The organism is Mesorhizobium sp. WSM4822, assembly GCF_055811155.1.
This window is the reverse complement of the sequence record NZ_JBVVQM010000001.1, coordinates 776,090-792,721: the sequence shown is the minus strand read 5'-3', so window position 1 is coordinate 792,721 and position 16,632 is coordinate 776,090. Positions and strand designations below refer to the sequence as shown.

The following is a 16,632-nucleotide window of genomic DNA, read 5'->3' as shown; positions in this document are numbered from 1 at the left end:
TGCGCAACCAGCAATCGTTCGTAAAAATAGATCATTCTAACGAGAATAATTCGTTGGAAAGATCGGTATAGGAATGACATTCTCCCAGCGTACCTGCCTGGAGCATTGCATTGTCTTCCGTTTCTCACTTCGCGAACGATATTCCGAAAAGCGCGTTTCCTGCCGATCTGACACGAGGGCGAAAATCCCTCAATTGGAATGGCATCGTCCCCGGCATCGTCTTGGTCACGATGATCACTGCGGTCGCCTTCTCGGCCCGCAATGTTTCCGGCTTCGCGCTGTTCAGCCCGATGATCCTCGCCGTCGTCGCCGGCATGATCTACTCCAATGTGCTCGGCACACCGGTGCACGCCAAAGCCGGCATCGCATTCTCGCAAAAGCGCCTGCTGCGCTTCGCCATCGTGCTGCTCGGCTTCCAGCTGACGCTGGGCCAGGTCGTCTCGATCGGCGCCGGCGGCGTCGGCATTGTCGCGGCGACGCTTGGCGCCACCTTCGTTTTCACCATCACGCTCGGCCGGCTGATCGGCGTCGACGCCAAGCTGGCGCAGCTGATCGCCGCCGGTACCTCGATCTGCGGCGCCTCGGCCATCGTCGCCACCAACATCGTCACCGATGCGCGCGACGAGGACGTCACCTACGCCGTCGCCTCGATCACCTTGTTCGGCACCGTCGCCATGCTCGGCTTCCCGCTTATGGCGCCCCTGCTCGGCCTCGACCAGCACGCTTTCGGCCTGTGGGCCGGCGCCTCGATCCATGAAGTGGCGCAAGTCATCGGCGCTGGCTTCCAGAACGGCACCCAGTCCGGCGAGATCGCTACCGTCGCCAAGCTGACCCGCGTCGCCATGCTGGCGCCGATGGTCATCGCGCTCGGCCTGATGGCGCGTCGCAGGAGCAGCAGTGAGGTGGCGGCGCGGCCGCCCATGCCGTGGTTCGTCGCCGCCTTTGTCGCCATCGTGGCGCTGAACAGCCTCGTCACGGTGCCAGCCGAGGTGAAGTCGGCAATGGCGCTCGCCACCACCATCATGCTGACCATGGGGCTGGCCGCCATGGGCCTGCAGGCCGACATCTCGCAGCTGCGCTCGCGCGGCCTGCGCCCGCTGGCGCTCGCCTTCTCGGCCTTCCTGTTCATCGGCTGCTTCAGCCTGATGCTGGTGAAATTCACCTAGTCTAAACCGCGCCTCAGTCCTCGAACGAACTCGACGCGGCATAGATCGCCGCCAGCGTCTCGATGCCGGCCTGGTCGGCCTTGTCGAAGCGGCCGGGCAGCGGGCTGTCGAGATCGAGCACGCCGAAGACGCCTTCATCGTCCTCGAGCAGCACCACCAGTTCCGAGCGCGAGTCGGCATCGCAGGCGATGTGGCCGGGAAAATCATGCACGTCCTTGATCAGCATCGAGGTGCCGAGTTCGACCGCCGTTCCGCACACGCCCTTGCCGACGGCGATGCGCACGCAGGCCGGCTTGCCCTGGAACGGCCCGAGCACCATTTCCTCGTCCGATTGCAGGAAATAGAACCCGGCCCAGTTGAGGTCCGGCACCATCTGGAAGATGAGTGCTGCGGTGTTGGCGGCGTTGGCGATCGAATCGCGCTCGCCGTCGAGCAGCGCCTTAAGCTGAGTGGCGAGGTCGCGGTAGAACGCGGCCTTGTCTGAGGTGTCGATGGCCTTGGCCGCAAACATGAACGTGTCTCCGTATAGGGGGTGGCGGTTCGTCCGATCGCTTGCCAAAGTCCGGCGAGCTCCGCAACCAGACGGCCGCCTGGACAGTCTAGCGTGGATTGCGTCCCCTCCGAAAGCCGCAAGATCAGGATTGCCTCCCGGCGCTGAGCCGGTCGGCAAGGCAGCTATGCGTAAACTTTGCGATGGATCATCTTGAGAATCATGACGGCCCCGATCGGGGCCGCCATTCACATCTCAAACAGGTCGAACAAGTCCTGGGTTTTAGTAGCCGCCCATGCCGCCACCGCCGCCACCCGCAGGCGCGGCATCCTTGGCCGGGATGTCGGTGATCATCGCTTCGGCGGTGATCAGGAGGGCTGCGATCGAGCCGGCATCCTGCAGTGCGGTGCGCACCACTTTCGCCGGATCCACGATGCCTGCCTTGATCATGTCGACATAGACCTCGTTCTGGGCGTCAAAACCCTGATTGTGGTCCTTGCTGTCGGTGAGCTTGCCGACGACGATGGAGCCCTCGACGCCGGAATTCTCGGCGATCTGGCGGATCGGCGCTTCAAGCGCTCGCAGCACGATCGTGATACCGGCCGTGACATCGGCATTGGCGCCGGTCAGGCCGCCAAGCACCGAGCGGGCACGCAGCAGAGCCACGCCGCCGCCGGGCACGATGCCTTCCTCGACCGCCGCGCGGGTGGCGTTCAGCGCATCGTCGATGCGGTCCTTCTTTTCCTTGACTTCCGACTCGGTGACGCCGCCGACGCGGATGACGGCTACGCCGCCGGAGAGCTTGGCCAGCCGCTCCTGCAGCTTTTCCTTGTCGTAGTCGGAGGTCGTCTCCTCGATCTGGCCCTTGATCTGGGCGACGCGTGCCTGGATGGTCGCCTTGGTGCCGGCCCCGTCGATGATCGTGGTGGTGTCCTTCTCGATCAGCACACGCTTGGCGCGGCCGAGCATCTCGATGGTGACGTTTTCGAGCTTGATGCCGAGGTCTTCCGAGATCATCTGGCCTGATGTCAGCACGGCGATGTCTTCCAGCATTGCCTTGCGGCGATCGCCGAAGCCCGGCGCCTTGACGGCCGCGACCTTGAGGCCGCCGCGCAGCTTGTTGACGACCAGTGTCGCCAGAGCCTCGCCCTCGACGTCCTCGGAGATGATCAGCAGCGGCCTGCCGCTCTGCACCACCGCTTCGAGGATCGGCAGCATCGCCTGCAGATTGCCGAGCTTCTTCTCGTGGATGAGGATGTAGGGCTCTTCCAACTCGACGCGCATCTTGTCGGCATTGGTGACGAAATAGGGCGAGAGATAGCCGCGGTCGAACTGCATGCCTTCGACGACGTCGAGTTCGGTCTCGGCGGTCTTGGCTTCCTCGACGGTGATGACGCCGTCATTGCCGACCTTGTCCATCGCCTTGGCGATCATCTCGCCGACGCTGGCATCGCCATTGGCGGCGATGGTGCCGACCTGTGCGATCTCGGCCGACGACTTGACCTTCTTGGAGCGCGCCTGGATTTCCTTGACCACGGCGGAAACCGCCTGGTCGATGCCGCGCTTCAAATCCATGGGGTTCATGCCGGCGGCGACCAGCTTGGCGCCTTCGCGCAGGATCGAGGCGGCCAGCACCGTGGCGGTGGTGGTGCCGTCACCAGCGAGGTCGTTGGTCTTCGAGGCCACTTCGCGCACCATCTGGGCGCCCATGTTCTCGAACTTGTCGGCAAGCTCGATTTCCTTGGCGACGGTGACGCCGTCCTTGGTGATGCGCGGCGCGCCATAGGCCTTGTCGATGATGACGTTGCGGCCCTTGGGGCCGAGCGTGACCTTCACCGCATTGGTGAGGATCTCGACGCCGCGCAGCATGCGGTCGCGCGCGTCGGTGGAGAATTTGATTTCCTTGGCAGACATGATTTTTATCCAGTTCGTTCGGAGAAAATGAGGTCAGGCAGCTTTCTTGGCGGCCACGGTCTTGTCGGTTGCGGCCGTCTCGCTCTTGTCGATAACGCCCATGATGTCGGCTTCCTTCATGATCAGAAGGTCCTCGCCGTCGATCTTGACCTCGGTGCCCGACCATTTGCCGAACAGGATGAAGTCGCCGGCCTTGACGTCGAGCGGAACAAGCGTGCCGTTTTCGTCGCGTGCGCCAGGGCCGACGGCGATGACTTCGCCCTCCTGCGGCTTTTCCTTGGCAGTGTCGGGGATGATGATCCCGCCCTTGGATTTGATATCGCCTTCGGCGCGACGAATGACGACGCGGTCGTGGAGTGGCCGAAATTTCATGGGAACTTTCTTTCTGGGGCCGGCACAGGCGGCCACGCCCCTCCTCTATAGACGCGTTGGCACTCGATAGATAGGAGTGCCAAAAATTATTCGCGGGCCAAATTAAATATTCAAAAGTATTATTTCAGCTGGCCGTTTCGTGATATCCGCAGAATGTCAAATAATTCAAAAGATTGAATTTTGCCGATCGAGTGCCTATTTATCGGACAAGTTCACTTTCACGATTTCAGGCACAAGGGAGATTTCTTCGATGGCCGAAGGCAATCAGACGATCATGGAAAAAGCTGAAGCCCGCTTTGTCGACAAGCAGAAGAAGACAGCGGAGAAAAACAAGGCGACCGCCGAATATATGTCCGAGGCAAGAGCCAGGGAGATCAAGACGGCAAGGCTGAGGGAGCTTCGGCTGGCCAAGGAAGAGGCCGATCGTGTCGCCGAGGCCCTCAATCCTACGCCGAAGAAGAAGCGGGCGACCAAGAAAGCCACGGAGGCCAAGACATGAGCCTCACCTTCCCCAACCCCAGCCGCAGCTATGACGAAGCGGGCCAGCGCATTCGTTTCGTCGGCCATGACGGCATGTTCCAGATCTCATTTTCCGTCGCTGCCGACGCCATGGCCAAGATGCGGCCGGGCACTGCTGCCGATGAAGCCGGTTATCTCCAGACATTCGACACCGAGAGCAGCGCCATCCGCGAGGTGGCGTCGAAGGCCTACGACCGCACCCGCAAGAGCATGTATGTGCTGACGGCGGCCGATTTCGGCTGAAATGGCGGCGAGTTGGTGCTGACCGCGATCAGGTCTTGCGCTCGGCCCTTTCGCGGCGTTTGACGTCGCGGACATTCATCTGCACGACCATGTCCTCGGCCTCGCGCGGCCCCATCCCGACCATCACCTTTTGCCGGACAACCGCAGGCTGGCCGGTGAAGACATCGATGATGCTCCAACTCTGGGGAAGCTCCATGCGCACCGTGTAGCGGTTGGCCATGCCGGTCAGCCTTGCATCGTGAAAAACACGGCGCCCAGGATCAGCACCGTCCAGGCGACGACCGACAGTTTCAGCACCATGCCGCCATGCGCAGCCAGAAGCTTCCGCAGGTGCGGCACACCTGCCGGCGAGATTGGTGCCGCCGCCAAGGCGACAGGGGTCTTGAGGCCAAGTTTTCCAAAAACGGGCAGCAGCGACGGTTCACGCACGAAAGGCCTCGAATGTCAGGAAAAAGCGAAGCAACAACGCTCGCCTCCCTTCCATAGCACTCTTTTCGCGAGCGCCTGCATGCCAAATTCAAGACAGGACTGCTTTGACGGCCGGTCTGTACTGCCTTCGCAACACACAATCTATTCGCGGGAACTGACTGCGCTCGGGGCAGATTGGGACGCGAAATTTTGGAGGCCTCGCCTCGGGATCGAACCGAGGCTTCAGAGATTTGCCGTCTCCAGCGTAGCCGCTCCGCCACGAGGCCATGGCTGTCGAAGTAGCGGCCAAATATTTACGGAAAGGTTAATCCCGAGGGATTGTTCAGAATTTTCGGCATCGAGTTTCAGAGCGTTCGTCAGCCAACCTTGCCGGGCCTCGCTTCCGGCGCAGAGTTGCGATCCTTCACGCCCCAAGCGGCAGCCCGCCCCGTGTCGACCGAGGGCCTCCAGCACTGCGACTGACGTTCTTCCCCTGAGCTACGCGCTTCCGAGGCTGCTTTTACCCCGCGTTGCATTTCGGAGGAGAGGAGCGGAGGCCAACCAACTTTCCCCTTGAACAGCGATTCGATCTGGCTTAGCTTCATCTGAGAAAAGGTTTTCCCAAGCAATCGTCGTCGGGCTCGGCCACCTGCCGGGCCTCATCCGGCCCGGTAAGAGAAAACCTTTTCCCAACCAAGGATCTCGGCGCGATGCCATCGGACGATCTGCCTGCTCCGGTCTTTTCCAAGCCAGTCACCTTGCGTGACGTGGCCGCCCAGGCCGGAGTCAGCGTCGCCACCGCATCCAAGGCGCTCAACGGCCAGGGCCGGATGACAGCCGAGACGCGCGAACGCATTCGCGAGACCGCCCGGCGGCTCGGTTTCCGGCCCAACAGCCTGGCGCAAAGCCTGCTCCGGCGCCGCAGCTTCACCGTCGGCCTGCTCACCAACGATACCTATGGCCGCTTCTCGCTGCCGCTGATGTCGGGCATTTCGGACGCGCTGGTCGACAATGGCGTCTCGGTGTTCCTGTGCAATGTCGAGGAGGATCCGCGGCTGGGCCAGATGCATGTCGACGCCATGCTCGACAAGCGCGTTGACGGCATCATCGCCACCGGCAAGCGCATCGATCGCCATCTGCCCGTCGACCTCTCCAATCTGCGCGTCCCGGTGATCTATGCCTTCACGCAGCCAGATCCCGGCGCCGTCGCCTTCGTCTCGGACGATGTTGGCGGCGCCCGGCTGGCCGTCGAGCATTTCTGCCGGCTGGGCCGCAAGCGCATCGCCCATGTCACCGGGCCGGCGAGCTTTGCCGTGGTGCACGCGCGCGTCCAGGCTTACCGCGACGTGCTGGTCGAAAACGGCCTGACGGTCAGCGAGCCGCTGCTCGGCTCCTGGTCGGAAGCCTGGGGTCACCAGGCGGTTGCGCAACTGTTCGACGGCAAAAGCGAAAGGCCGGACGCGGTCTTCTGCGGCAACGACCAGATCGCGCGCGGCGTCATCGATGCGCTGCGCGAACGCGGCCTCGACGTCCCCAGTGATGTCGGCGTCATCGGTTTCGACAATTGGGAGATCGTGGCCGAGGCGACGCGCCCGCCGCTGACCTCTGTCGACATGAACCTTGTCGCGCTCGGGCGCGAGGCCGGGTTGACCCTGCTTTCGCTGGTCGGCGGCAAGCCCGCCGCGCCAGGCATTCGAAAACTGCCGTGCCGGCTGGTGGTGCGGCAGTCATGCGGCCATCCGCCGGGTGGCTGAAAACGAAGCGCCGCGCAATCGGCGCCAAGCCGCGGACCGCGGCAACCTTGGAGGAGGAGAACATGAGGAACCTGATTGCCAAACTGACCCTGGCCGCTGCCGTTCTGGGTGGCGGTCTCGGCACTGCCGCCGCCGAGACGGCCAACATCTGGGTGCGCGCCGACGGCTCGAATTTCATGCCGAGGATCGTCGATGCCTACAACAAGGCGCACACCAACCAGGTCAAACTCGACATCATTCCCAATGCCGAGATCATCCCGAAATACGGCGCCGCGGCCGCCGGCGGCACGGCGCCCGACGCGCTGTCGCTCGACTTGATCTACACGCCCTCATTCGCCGCAGCCGGCCAATTGGAGGACATTACCGACTGGGCAAAGTCCCTGCCCTATTTTGCCAGCCTGTCGCCTGCGCATGTGAAGACCGGCACCTACAAGGACCACATCTACGGCCTGCCCTTCTCCGCCGACGCCTCGGTGCTGATCTGGAACAAGAAACTGTTCAAGCAGGCCGGCCTCGACCCTGAAAAAGGCCCGGCCAACTGGGCCGAGATCGCGGCCGATGCCGAGAAGGTCAACGCGCTCGGCGGCAACATCAAGGGCTTCTACTTCTCCGGCAATTGCGGCGGCTGCAACATCTTCACCTTCACACCCCTGATCTGGGCGTCGGGCGGCGACATCCTGAGCGAAGACGGCTCGAAGGCGACGCTGGACAGCCCGCAACTGCGCGGCGCCATCGATCTCTACCGCTCGATGGTCAAGAAGGACCTGGTGCCGGCGGGCGCGCAGACCGATACCGGCGCCAACTTCTTTGCGGCATTTGCCGCCGGCAATATCGGCATCTCGCCGTCCGGCGCCTTCGCCATCGGCGCGCTCAACACCCAGTATCCCGATATCGACTACGGCGTCACCTTCCTGCCGGGCAAGGACAGCGGCTGGTCGTCCTTTGCCGGCGGCGACAATTTCGTCGTCACCAAGGGCACCACGAAACTGCCCGTGGTGAAGGAGTTCCTCGACTTCGCCTATTCGCTTGAAGGCCAGACCATCCTTGCCAAATACGGCAGCCTGCCGGTGCGCGGCGACATCGCCAAGGAGGCGCTGAAGGATCTCGATCCGCGCTACCAGGTCGCCGCCGAGGCCATGACCAAGGGCAAGACGCCCTATTCGGTGGTGTTCAACGACCTGATCAACTCCGCCAACGGGCCGTGGACGCAGATGATCAACGAGGTCTTCTTCGGCGACGATGTCGACGGCGCCATAGCCAACGCACAAGAGACGATGCAATCGATCATCGACCAGGCGCCGCAGAAATAGCCCAACCTCACCTCCCCCTTGAGGGGAGGTCGGACCGCAGGTCCGGGTGGGGTCGCCACCGCAGTGCTCGACGTTTCTTGATGTCGGCGCGCTCCGCAGAGGACCCCACCCCCGGCCCACGGCCGGACCCTCCCCTCAAGGGGGAGGGGGACGCAGCGCCAAGGGAACAGCCATGACCATCACCGCAGCAACCCCTGCCCCGCCCCGCGCCCGCAGGGTCGCCAGCCGCCAACAATGGATCGGCCTGCTCTATGTCGCGCCGGCTGTCGCGCTGGTCGTCGTCTTTTTCCTGATCCCGCTCGGCATGACGGCGTGGATGTCGCTGCACAACTGGCCGCTGATGGGCGAGCACAGCTTTATCGGCCTCGGCAATTACGTCGCCATCCTGCGCGACATCAGGTTCTGGAACGCGCTGCGCTTCACCGCCTTCTACACGGTGATCGTCACCATCGCGATCTTCGTGGTGGCCTTTCCGCTGGCGCTGTTCGTCGAACGGCCGCGGCCGCTGACCAATCTCTACCGCACCATGTTCTTCATGCCGGCGGTTGTCGGTTTCGCCTCGGCCAGCCTGCTCTGGTCGTGGTTGCTGAATGTCGATTCCGGCCTGTTCAGCCCGGCTGCCTACGACCTCGGACTGATCGACAGGAAGTTCAACCTTCTGGCCACCTTCCAGCCGGCCTTCTGGTCGATCATCGCCATGGTCGTCTGGAAGGTCGCCGGCTTCACCATGATCATCCTGATGGCCGGCCTGCAATCCATCCCGCAGGACCTGCAGGAGGCGGCCGTCATCGACGGTGCCGGGCCTTTCGCCAGGTTCAGGGCGATCACCTTGCCGCTGATGCGCCGCACGCTGGCGCTGGCGCTGATCCTGTCGGTCGCCGGCTCGATCCTCGCCTTCGACCAGTTCTACATCATCCTGCGCGGCGGCCCGCGCAACCAGACGCTGACGGCGGTCTACTGGATCTTCAACCAGTCCTTCGTGTCGTTCAAGCTCGGCTATGGCGCGGCACTTTCCATGGTGCTGCTGGTCATCCTGGTGGCGCTCAGCCTCGTCCAGCTATGGTTGTTGCGCAAGCCTGAGGGTCTCGACTGATGGCGCAGGCCGCCTCCCGTAGCCGCCGGCTCCTGAGCCGCGTCGCAGAACATTCGACCGGCATCGTCGCCTCGGTGCTGTTCGCCGCGCCGATTGTTTGGGCGGTGCTGTCGGCGTTCAAGCCGGCGGCCGAAGCACGCCTGCCGCCGCTGCCGCCCTGGCCGACGTCGGGGTTCTCGCTGGAGAACTATGCCACGCTCAACAGCTTCGGCGACGGGCTGTGGGCCTCGGCGCAAAACAGCATCTATGTCTCGGTGATGACGGTCGTGCTCTCGGTCGCCGTCAGCGTGCTGGCCGGCTACGGCTTTTCGCGGTTCCGGTTTCCGTTCAAGGACCTGTTCTTCATCCTCATCCTGTCGACGATCATGATCCCGTTCCAGTCGATCCTGACGCCGATCTTCCTGGTGCTGACCAAGCTTGGCCTGCACAACACCCTGACCGGCCTGGTCGGCGTCTATGTGACGCTGCAACTGCCGTTCTCGATCTTCATGATGCGCAACGCCTTCGACGCCGTGCCGCGCGAAATCGAGGAGGCCGCCCGCATGGACGGTGCCAGCAATCTCACAATGCTTTTGAAGGTGATGCTGCCGCTGGTCTGGCCGGGCGTCGTCACCATCGCCCTGTTTGCCTTCCTCGGCGCCTGGAACGAATTCCTCGCCGCCCTCGTGCTGATGACCGACCAATCCAAGTTCACGCTGCCGGTGATGATGACCGCACTGCAGTCGGGCCGCTTTGGCGCCATCGACTGGGGCGCGGTGCAGGCGGGCGTCACCGTGATGATGGTGCCGTGCCTCATCCTCTTCCTGGCGCTGCAGCGCTTCTACATCCGCGGCCTGATGGCCGGGGCCGTCAAATAGAATGGAGTAAGTTCATGACCGCATCGCCATCCGCAAAGACCGGAAAACCGAAGCTCGCCTTCCGCCCGCTGCCGGTGCCGCAGGTCGACGTGCACGGCTTCTGGGGCGACCGCGCCGACGCTGTCGCCACACGCACCGCCGACATCCTCTACGAGCGCTGCGTCGAGGCCCGCATGCTGGAGCAGATCGATCCGGACCGCCCCTCGCCCGGCATAGTCATCCCCTTCCACTCGCCCTCCCCCGACGAAGCCGACCGCCAGGGCGCGGAATTCACCGGATCGACGGTGACCACGCAGATGTTCTGGGATTCCGATCTCGGCAAGACGATCGAGACCGCGGCCTATTCGCTTTACCGGCGCAAGAACCCCGAACTGGAGAAGAAGATCGATGCCGTCATCGACATGTATGGCAAGCTGCAGCAGGAGGACGGCTATCTCTCGAGCTGGTATCAGCGCATCCAGCCCGGCAAGCGCTGGACCAATCTGCGCGACTGCCACGAGCTCTATTGCGCCGGCCACCTGATCGAGGGCGCGGTCGCCTATTACCAGGCGACGGGAAAACGCAAGCTGCTCGACATCATGTGCCGCTATGCCGACCATATCGCGTCGGTGCTCGGCCCCGAGCCCGGCAAGAAGAAGGGCTATTGCGGACATGAGGAGATCGAGCTGGCGCTGGTCAAGCTGGCGCGGGTGACCGGCGAGCGGAAATACATGGAGCTGGCCAGATACTTCATCGACCAGCGCGGGCAGCAGCCGCATTATTTCGACGAGGAGGCCCGCGCCCGCGGCGCCGACCCGAAGGCCTATCATTTCAAGACCTATGAATACAGCCAATCGCACATCCCGGTGCGAGAACAGCACAAGGTCGTCGGCCACGCGGTCAGAGCGATGTACCTCTATTCCGGCATGGCCGACATCGCGACCGAATATGGCGATGATACGCTGCGGTCGGCGCTCGACCTTCTGTGGGACGATCTCACCACCAAGAGCCTCTACATCACCGGCGGGCTCGGGCCATCGGCGCACAATGAGGGGTTCACCAGCGACTACGACCTGCCCAACGAGAGCGCCTATGCCGAGACCTGTGCAGCGGTCGGCCTGGTGTTCTGGGCCAGCCGCATGCTCGGCATGGGGCCGAACGCGCGCTACGCCGACATGATGGAACGCGCCCTCTACAACGGTTCGATCTCGGGCTTGTCGCTCGACGGCTCGCTGTTTTTCTACGAGAATCCATTGGAAAGCCGGGGCAAGCACAACAGGTGGAAATGGCACCGCTGCCCGTGCTGCCCACCCAATATCGGTCGCATGGTCGCCTCGATCGGCAGCTATTTCTACAGCCTGGCCGACGATGCGTTGGCCATCCACCTCTATGGCGACTCGACCGCCCGTTTCGACATATCGGGCGTCCCGGTCGGCGTGACGCAGACGAGCCGCTATCCCTGGGACGGCGCCGTCGAGATCGCGCTCGGACCGCAGGCGCCGGTCGAATTCACCTTGCACCTGCGCATTCCAGCCTGGAGCGCCAGTGCCCAGTTGAAGGTGAACGGCGAGGCCATCAAGCTGGCTGAGATCACCAGCGACGGCTACGCCGCGATCAAACGGACATGGACGAAGGGCGATGATGTCCGGCTCGATCTCGAAATGCCGATCGAGCGGCTTTATGCCAACCCGCAGGTGCGCCAGGATGCCGGCCGCGTCGCGCTGTCGCGCGGCCCGCTGATCTATTGCGTCGAGGCATCAGACAATGACAGCCAGCCGCATCGCCTGACGCTGCCGCGGACGGCCACCATCGAAGCGCAGCACCGGCCGGAACTTCTCGGCGGTGTGGTGACGCTGTCGACCGCGGCACTTGCCGATGCCGCCGACGGGTGGCGGGACGGGCTCTACAGGCCCGAGCCGCCGGCCACCGCCGAGACGCGCCTGACCGCCATTCCTTATTTCGCCTGGGACAACCGCGAGCCCGGCGAGATGCTGGTATGGCTCAGGGACGGGTGAGTTGTGATGTTAGCCCGATCTCTTCGGCCACCAGTTCCTGCAGCCGCCACAAATTGCGGTCGCGGATGCCGCAGGCTTCGAGGTGGCGGATCGTCTCGAAAAGATATTGCGCGCCCGAGCCCCAATGACCAACGGCTGTCACCAGCGTCGCCGCGATCGCCTGCTTGTCGAGGTTGCCGGCATAACGCGGATTGGCGGGATCGACGACGAAGCCAAGCGCGCGACATGGGCCGCCTTCGGTCCTGACCTGCAGCCAGCGCGGCACGTTGACGGCGGGCAGGATGGTCATTTCGCGGCGCAGGAGCGCTTCGAGGTTAGCCGCCACCGGTTCCGCGATCTCGAACACCATGCCCTGGCACTGGCCGCCGCGATCGAGCGCCATCATCAGGCCGGGCTGCTCGACCGTGCCGCGAAAACGCTGCACCGTGAAGCAGAACGAACGATGCCAGCCGCTGGCCACCGCGCGTTCTCCGCCTCTCACCTCGCCGGCGGGCTTCCACAACAGCGAGCCATAGGCAAATAGTTTCAGCGGCCCGGCCGGAGCGCCGGCCAGCACCTCGTCGCGGATGCGCGCATAGTCGGCATCGGTCATGTGAACCATGCCCGGCGTCGGCCCGGCATCCTCGACAGCACGCATGGTGCGCGCGACCAACGCCTCGGTCAGCGCCATCGGCTTGTTGCGCGGGACCCTCGATGATGCGGTGGAAATGGCCTTGCTCATCTTCGCGCTCCCAGTCCTACCGCCATGTTGCCGAAGGCTGAAGGATTCTCAAGGGCCGTGCAGCCGAGATCGAGTGGCCGATGCCGCTCTTGCGTGATGCGTCTTGGAACGATGTTGCCGGCAAACTGTTCTGTTCCTTGCCGGAGGATGCCATGAACGATGCGTCGGCAAAGCCCGTTGGTCCCGTCCTTTCATCGGCGGAGCGCGTCAACACGCTATCCCATTTCCATCGCGCCGAGATCGCTCGCATGGCGGGATGGCGCGACCGGCTCGACCTGACGACCAACTGGGCAATCACGGTGGTGGCGGCGCTGCTTTCGGTATCGCTGTCGACGGCCAGTGCGCATCACGGCGTGCTGCTGTTCGCCATGCTGCTGATCCTGCTGCTGCTGTGGATCGAGGCGCGCCGCTATCGGTTCTTCGATTTCTATCGGGCGCGCGTACGCCAGTTCGAACGCCACTATTTCGCGCAGATCTTTTCCCCACAGCCCGACTTCGCCTCGGACTGGCTGCTCATCGTCGGCGAAGGCCTGCGCGCGCCGAAATTCCTGCTGTCGCAGCGCGTCGCGCTAGCCCGTCGGCTGCGCGGAATTACATCTACCTGTTCCTGATCCTCTGGCTGGCCTGGGTGCTCAAGATATCCACACCCAGCCTTCAAACCGTGGGCGTCAGGACCGGCTTTGCCGGCTCGCTTCGCCAAGCCGTGGACAGCGCCGCCCTTGGCCCCGTTCCCGGTGTGGCGATCGTGGTTGTTGTGGCCGCATTCTATGTCGGGTTGCTTGCCATCGTCTTTTTCACGGCCGATGACGACGGCGAACTGTCCTTTGGCGACGTGCATGTTTGACGTTGATGTCCGGCGACACGCCGCTGCAATGCAAACGACGGTCCGCGCGTTGACATGGTCGGTCCGCCGAAACGTTTGGGAGAACGGAACTGCGCGCCTAGATGCCGAAGAACTGCTTGCCAACCATGTAGCCCAGTGCCGCTACGACCAGCGGAAACAGTGCCGGCGCGGCTTTGCCTAGAAGGGAGACCTGCAGGTCCTTCGCCGGCGTATGACGTGCATTGCCGAGATTCTTGGTCATTGCTTGCCTCGGGTTCGAAAGACTCATTAGCAAATGCTGATTAACAGCATGGCCGCGTTAACGGCCTGATAGGAAATCAACTCTGATCAAATGCAAATTCTAATGATCGGCACATGGACGGCAAAGACGCGCTACCCTATTTCGCGCGTTCGAAGCATTGGCCGGGACGCGCGGCTGTTCGCGCCAATCGGTAAAACCGCGCCTGAACAACAAGATGGCTCAGGAACCCGATTTAGCAGGTGAACGCCAGCTCCAGAGCCGGTGCAGTTCGCCCGCCGCCTCGCCCGAGCTTCGTGTTGATAGGCGCGGCATCGAACGGCATGCCCGCGGGGGAGGCAGGCCGCATCCCGTCAAAAAATTCGCAAACCAATGTCGGACTTGTTACGCCTCGTTCGTCCTTGGGGTATCGAACAGGCATTTATGAAAGGATCCAGCATATGCCCGGCACCGTACGTTTGCACCGCGTTCTGACGACCAGCCCGGAAAAGGTCTATCGCGCCTTCGTTGAAGCGGACGCGCTGGCCAAGTGGCTTCCGCCAAACGGCTTCACCTGCACGGTTCATAATTTCGAGGCAAAGGTCGGAGGCACGTTCAAGATGTCGTTCCGCAATTTCACCACGGGCGACAGCCATTCCTTCGGCGGCGAGTACCTCGAACTCGTCCCGGGCGAGCGCCTGCTCTACACCGACAGGTTCGACGATCCCAATCTGCCCGGCGAGATCCGGGTCACCGTGATCTTGAAAAAAGTGTCGGTCGGCACCGAAATCGACATCACCCAGGCCGGCATTCCGGACGTCATTCCGGTCGAGGCCTGCTATCTCGGCTGGCAGGAGTCGCTCAGAAATCTGGCAAAGCTCGTCGAACCCGAAATCAATCAATAGGCTGGGGGGTGGCCGGGAGAACGGGTCGTTTCTGGCCTGCCGAAGCCTGAAACTTGGACTGTGGCGGGAACTGCCCTTTATCGCTAGCAATTCATCATCGACACCCCCTGTGACTGGGCGTGTCAATGAAGGATGCAGCGGAGGCTAAAAAAGGCATGACTCTGACCAACCGAGACATCGTCGAGTTAACGGCGTGGCGGCGCCAGCTGCACCAGGCCCCGGAAATCTCGAATGAAGAGGAGAAGACGGCAAGGGAGGTTGTCGCCTTCCTCGCCGATACGGGGCCGGACAAGGTGCTGACACAACTCGGCGGGCACGGCGTCGCGGCCATATATGACAGCGGCAAAGCGGGGCCGACGGTGCTGTTCCGTTCGGAACTCGATGCCTTGCCTATCGAAGAACTTTCAGGCGTGCCGCATTCGTCGCGCGTGCCGGGCAAGTCGCATATGTGCGGCCATGACGGACACACCGCGATCCTGGCATCCCTCGGCCGTCAGTTGGGGCGCGAGAGGCCTGCAAGCGGCCGCGTCGTGCTGATGTTCCAGCCGGCGGAGGAAACCGGCAATGGCGCGGCAGGCGTCGTCGCCGATCCGCGCTTCGGCGAGATCGCGCCGGATTTCGCTTTCTCATTGCACAACCTGCCCGGCGTGCCGTTCGGCGAGGTGCGGCTCAAGCCCGGCGTGGTCAACTGTGCGTCACGCGGCATGCGCATCGTGCTGGAGGGCAAGACCGCCCATTCGTCCATGCCGGAGACCGGCATTTCGCCGATGCTGGCGATCAGTGAGCTGATGCCGGCGCTGCCGGCGCTCGGGCGCGGGACCTTCGCCGACGACGACTTCTCCATGCTGACGGTCACCCATGCCGCGATGGGCGAAGCCGTGTTCGGCATCTCGCCGGCTCACGCCGAGGTGTGGGCCACGCTGCGCACCCGGCGTGACGAGCGCATGGCAAACCTGTGCGCTGCTGCCGAAGCACTGGTCGCCAGGATCGCGGGCGAGCATCGCCTTTCCGTCCGCTGGGACTACCACGAGATCTTCGTCGCCAGCGTCAACGCGCCGGACGCGGTGGAGCATCTGCGGCGCGCACTTGATGAAGAGGGCGTCGCGCACGGCGAAGAAGCCCTGCCGATGCGCGCCTCTGAAGATTTCGGCCTGTTCGGCCACAGTGCCAAGTCGGCGATGTTCTTCCTCGGTGCAGGCGAGCGGCACCCTGCCTTGCACAATCCCGACTATGACTTTCCCGACGACCTGATCCCGATCGGGTCAAGGATCTTCATGCGCACGGCACGTAATTTGCTGGGCTGACCTCCGCCGACCCCAACACCGAAAGGAACACGCAATGCCAACGATGCCAAAGAACACGATTTGCCTCTGGTTCGACAAGGACGCCGAGGCTGCGGCTCGCTTCTACGCGGAGACCTTTCCCGACACCAGGGTGGGCGCCGTTCACCGTGCGCCGAGCGACTTTCCGTCCGGCAAGAAAGGCGACGTTTTGACGGTCGAATTTACCGTTGCCGGCATTCCCTGCATCGGATTGAACGGCGGCTCCACATTCAAGCAGAGCGAGGCCTTCTCGTTCCAGATCGCCACCGACGATCAGCAGGAAACCGACCGCTACTGGAATGCCATCGTCGGCAATGGCGGCCAGGAGAGCGCGTGCGGCTGGTGCAAGGACAAATGGGGCGTGTCCTGGCAAATCACGCCGCGCACGCTGACCGAGGCCATGGCGGCCGGCGGCGAGGAAGCCAAACGCGCCTTTGATGCAATGATGGAGATGACGAAGATCGACGTCGCGGCCATCGACGCAGCCCGGCGCGGCTGACCTC

General features: G+C 63.2%; 18 protein-coding genes, 1 tRNA gene and 1 pseudogene. 12 read left to right on the top strand and 8 right to left on the bottom strand.

Annotated features, from left to right (window positions below; translation table 11 throughout):
• The first annotated feature begins 110 nt into the window (after positions 1–110).
• Positions 111–1,166 carry a YeiH family protein gene (locus AC0L3E_RS03925; RefSeq protein ID WP_473604254.1) on the top strand — a complete coding sequence of 352 codons (1,056 nt, stop codon included), beginning with the start codon at positions 111–113 and terminating at the stop codon, positions 1,164–1,166.
• A gap of 13 nt (positions 1,167–1,179) precedes the next feature.
• Here the strand turns inward: AC0L3E_RS03925 and AC0L3E_RS03920 are convergent, their stop codons facing one another.
• The 3 genes from AC0L3E_RS03920 to AC0L3E_RS03910 form a co-directional block, all read right to left on the bottom strand.
• Positions 1,180–1,677 carry a GAF domain-containing protein gene (locus tag AC0L3E_RS03920; protein ID WP_127271638.1) on the bottom strand — a complete coding sequence of 166 codons (498 nt, stop codon included), beginning with the start codon at positions 1,675–1,677 and terminating at the stop codon, positions 1,180–1,182.
• A gap of 261 nt (positions 1,678–1,938) precedes the next feature.
• Positions 1,939–3,570: a chaperonin GroEL gene (gene groL, locus AC0L3E_RS03915; protein WP_473604253.1), complete on the bottom strand. Its 1,632-nt coding sequence runs from the start codon at positions 3,568–3,570 to the stop codon at positions 1,939–1,941.
• 33 nt (positions 3,571–3,603) lie between these two features.
• Positions 3,604–3,942, bottom strand: coding sequence for a co-chaperone GroES (locus tag AC0L3E_RS03910; RefSeq protein WP_127269688.1), 339 nt, complete (start codon positions 3,940–3,942; stop codon positions 3,604–3,606).
• Between the two features lie 250 nt (positions 3,943–4,192).
• Here AC0L3E_RS03910 and AC0L3E_RS03905 point away from each other — a divergent pair, with 250 nt between their 5' ends.
• Positions 4,193–4,441: a hypothetical protein gene (locus AC0L3E_RS03905; RefSeq protein WP_127269690.1), complete on the top strand. Its 249-nt coding sequence runs from the start codon at positions 4,193–4,195 to the stop codon at positions 4,439–4,441.
• On the top strand, positions 4,438–4,704 hold the full coding sequence (locus AC0L3E_RS03900; protein ID WP_127269692.1) for a DUF1488 family protein: 267 nt from the start codon (positions 4,438–4,440) through the stop codon (positions 4,702–4,704). Before AC0L3E_RS03905 ends, AC0L3E_RS03900 begins: the two co-directional genes overlap by 4 nt.
• A 28-nt stretch (positions 4,705–4,732) precedes the next feature.
• On the opposite strand, the gene AC0L3E_RS03895 is transcribed toward AC0L3E_RS03900, so the two are convergent.
• The 3 genes from AC0L3E_RS03895 to AC0L3E_RS03885 all read right to left on the bottom strand — a co-directional run bounded on the left by AC0L3E_RS03895 (position 4,733) and on the right by AC0L3E_RS03885 (position 5,399).
• Positions 4,733–4,924 carry a hypothetical protein gene (locus tag AC0L3E_RS03895; protein ID WP_127269694.1) on the bottom strand — a complete coding sequence of 64 codons (192 nt, stop codon included), beginning with the start codon at positions 4,922–4,924 and terminating at the stop codon, positions 4,733–4,735.
• A gap of 5 nt (positions 4,925–4,929) precedes the next feature.
• Entirely contained in the window at positions 4,930–5,133 is a 204-nt protein-coding gene (locus tag AC0L3E_RS03890) for a hypothetical protein (protein WP_127321091.1), read from the bottom strand.
• Between the two features lie 190 nt (positions 5,134–5,323).
• Positions 5,324–5,399 (bottom strand) — tRNA-Cys (locus tag AC0L3E_RS03885).
• Between the two features lie 423 nt (positions 5,400–5,822).
• Between AC0L3E_RS03885 and AC0L3E_RS03880 the strand changes: the two genes are divergently transcribed.
• The 5 genes from AC0L3E_RS03880 (at position 5,823) to AC0L3E_RS03860 (ending at position 12,120) form a co-directional block, all read left to right on the top strand.
• Positions 5,823–6,866: a LacI family DNA-binding transcriptional regulator gene (locus tag AC0L3E_RS03880; protein ID WP_256747864.1), complete on the top strand. Its 1,044-nt coding sequence runs from the start codon at positions 5,823–5,825 to the stop codon at positions 6,864–6,866.
• Positions 6,867–6,928: 62 nt separating this feature from the next.
• The gene (locus AC0L3E_RS03875; RefSeq protein ID WP_127326526.1) at positions 6,929–8,176 is read left to right on the top strand and encodes an ABC transporter substrate-binding protein; all 1,248 of its coding nucleotides are present in this window, start codon (positions 6,929–6,931) and stop codon (positions 8,174–8,176) included.
• 172 nt (positions 8,177–8,348) lie between these two features.
• The gene (locus AC0L3E_RS03870; RefSeq protein WP_473604252.1) at positions 8,349–9,269 is read left to right on the top strand and encodes a carbohydrate ABC transporter permease; all 921 of its coding nucleotides are present in this window, start codon (positions 8,349–8,351) and stop codon (positions 9,267–9,269) included.
• Entirely contained in the window at positions 9,269–10,126 is an 858-nt protein-coding gene (locus AC0L3E_RS03865; protein ID WP_127326524.1) for a carbohydrate ABC transporter permease, read from the top strand. The genes AC0L3E_RS03870 and AC0L3E_RS03865 overlap by 1 nt, the downstream gene beginning before the upstream one ends.
• Positions 10,127–10,140: 14 nt before the next feature.
• The gene (locus AC0L3E_RS03860; RefSeq protein WP_473604251.1) at positions 10,141–12,120 is read left to right on the top strand and encodes a glycoside hydrolase family 127 protein; all 1,980 of its coding nucleotides are present in this window, start codon (positions 10,141–10,143) and stop codon (positions 12,118–12,120) included.
• Here AC0L3E_RS03860 and AC0L3E_RS03855 read toward each other — a convergent pair.
• Positions 12,107–12,841 (bottom strand): gamma-glutamylcyclotransferase, encoded by a 735-nt coding sequence (locus AC0L3E_RS03855; protein WP_473604250.1) that lies wholly within the window; start codon positions 12,839–12,841, stop codon positions 12,107–12,109. The genes AC0L3E_RS03860 and AC0L3E_RS03855 overlap by 14 nt on opposite strands.
• 152 nt (positions 12,842–12,993) lie before the next feature.
• On the opposite strand from AC0L3E_RS03855, the pseudogene AC0L3E_RS03850 reads away from it, so the two are divergent.
• Positions 12,994–13,685 (top strand): annotated as a pseudogene (locus tag AC0L3E_RS03850) (DUF2270 domain-containing protein).
• A gap of 97 nt (positions 13,686–13,782) precedes the next feature.
• Here the strand turns inward: AC0L3E_RS03850 and AC0L3E_RS03845 are convergent.
• A complete protein-coding gene (locus tag AC0L3E_RS03845; RefSeq protein WP_127271038.1) occupies positions 13,783–13,926 on the bottom strand; it encodes a hypothetical protein in 144 nt (47 codons plus the stop codon).
• A gap of 437 nt (positions 13,927–14,363) precedes the next feature.
• Between AC0L3E_RS03845 and AC0L3E_RS03840 the strand changes: the two genes are divergently transcribed.
• From AC0L3E_RS03840 to AC0L3E_RS03830, 3 genes are all read left to right on the top strand, one after another.
• Entirely contained in the window at positions 14,364–14,807 is a 444-nt protein-coding gene (locus AC0L3E_RS03840) for an SRPBCC family protein (protein ID WP_127272572.1), read from the top strand.
• Between the two features lie 155 nt (positions 14,808–14,962).
• Positions 14,963–16,111 carry an amidohydrolase gene (locus AC0L3E_RS03835; RefSeq protein ID WP_127326521.1) on the top strand — a complete coding sequence of 383 codons (1,149 nt, stop codon included), beginning with the start codon at positions 14,963–14,965 and terminating at the stop codon, positions 16,109–16,111.
• Between the two features lie 43 nt (positions 16,112–16,154).
• The gene (locus tag AC0L3E_RS03830) at positions 16,155–16,628 is read left to right on the top strand and encodes a VOC family protein (RefSeq protein WP_174800353.1); all 474 of its coding nucleotides are present in this window, start codon (positions 16,155–16,157) and stop codon (positions 16,626–16,628) included.
• Positions 16,629–16,632 lie beyond the last annotated feature (4 nt).

What these genes read in the sequence shown, in the direction of transcription:
- AC0L3E_RS03920 (WP_127271638.1), bottom strand. Translation starts at nt 1,677, where the DNA reads ATGTTTGCGGCCAAGGCCATCGACACCTCAGACAAGGCCGCGTTCTAC.
- groL (WP_473604253.1), bottom strand. Translation starts at nt 3,570, where the DNA reads ATGTCTGCCAAGGAAATCAAATTCTCCACCGACGCGCGCGACCGCATG.
- AC0L3E_RS03910 (WP_127269688.1), bottom strand. Translation starts at nt 3,942, where the DNA reads ATGAAATTTCGGCCACTCCACGACCGCGTCGTCATTCGTCGCGCCGAA.
- AC0L3E_RS03905 (WP_127269690.1), top strand. Translation starts at nt 4,193, where the DNA reads ATGGCCGAAGGCAATCAGACGATCATGGAAAAAGCTGAAGCCCGCTTT.
- AC0L3E_RS03900 (WP_127269692.1), top strand. Translation starts at nt 4,438, where the DNA reads ATGAGCCTCACCTTCCCCAACCCCAGCCGCAGCTATGACGAAGCGGGC.
- AC0L3E_RS03895 (WP_127269694.1), bottom strand. Translation starts at nt 4,924, where the DNA reads ATGGCCAACCGCTACACGGTGCGCATGGAGCTTCCCCAGAGTTGGAGC.
- AC0L3E_RS03880 (WP_256747864.1), top strand. Translation starts at nt 5,823, where the DNA reads ATGCCATCGGACGATCTGCCTGCTCCGGTCTTTTCCAAGCCAGTCACC.
- AC0L3E_RS03875 (WP_127326526.1), top strand. Translation starts at nt 6,929, where the DNA reads ATGAGGAACCTGATTGCCAAACTGACCCTGGCCGCTGCCGTTCTGGGT.
- AC0L3E_RS03870 (WP_473604252.1), top strand. Translation starts at nt 8,349, where the DNA reads ATGACCATCACCGCAGCAACCCCTGCCCCGCCCCGCGCCCGCAGGGTC.
- AC0L3E_RS03865 (WP_127326524.1), top strand. Translation starts at nt 9,269, where the DNA reads ATGGCGCAGGCCGCCTCCCGTAGCCGCCGGCTCCTGAGCCGCGTCGCA.
- AC0L3E_RS03860 (WP_473604251.1), top strand. Translation starts at nt 10,141, where the DNA reads ATGACCGCATCGCCATCCGCAAAGACCGGAAAACCGAAGCTCGCCTTC.
- AC0L3E_RS03855 (WP_473604250.1), bottom strand. Translation starts at nt 12,841, where the DNA reads ATGAGCAAGGCCATTTCCACCGCATCATCGAGGGTCCCGCGCAACAAG.
- AC0L3E_RS03845 (WP_127271038.1), bottom strand. Translation starts at nt 13,926, where the DNA reads ATGACCAAGAATCTCGGCAATGCACGTCATACGCCGGCGAAGGACCTG.
- AC0L3E_RS03840 (WP_127272572.1), top strand. Translation starts at nt 14,364, where the DNA reads ATGCCCGGCACCGTACGTTTGCACCGCGTTCTGACGACCAGCCCGGAA.
- AC0L3E_RS03835 (WP_127326521.1), top strand. Translation starts at nt 14,963, where the DNA reads ATGACTCTGACCAACCGAGACATCGTCGAGTTAACGGCGTGGCGGCGC.
- AC0L3E_RS03830 (WP_174800353.1), top strand. Translation starts at nt 16,155, where the DNA reads ATGCCAAAGAACACGATTTGCCTCTGGTTCGACAAGGACGCCGAGGCT.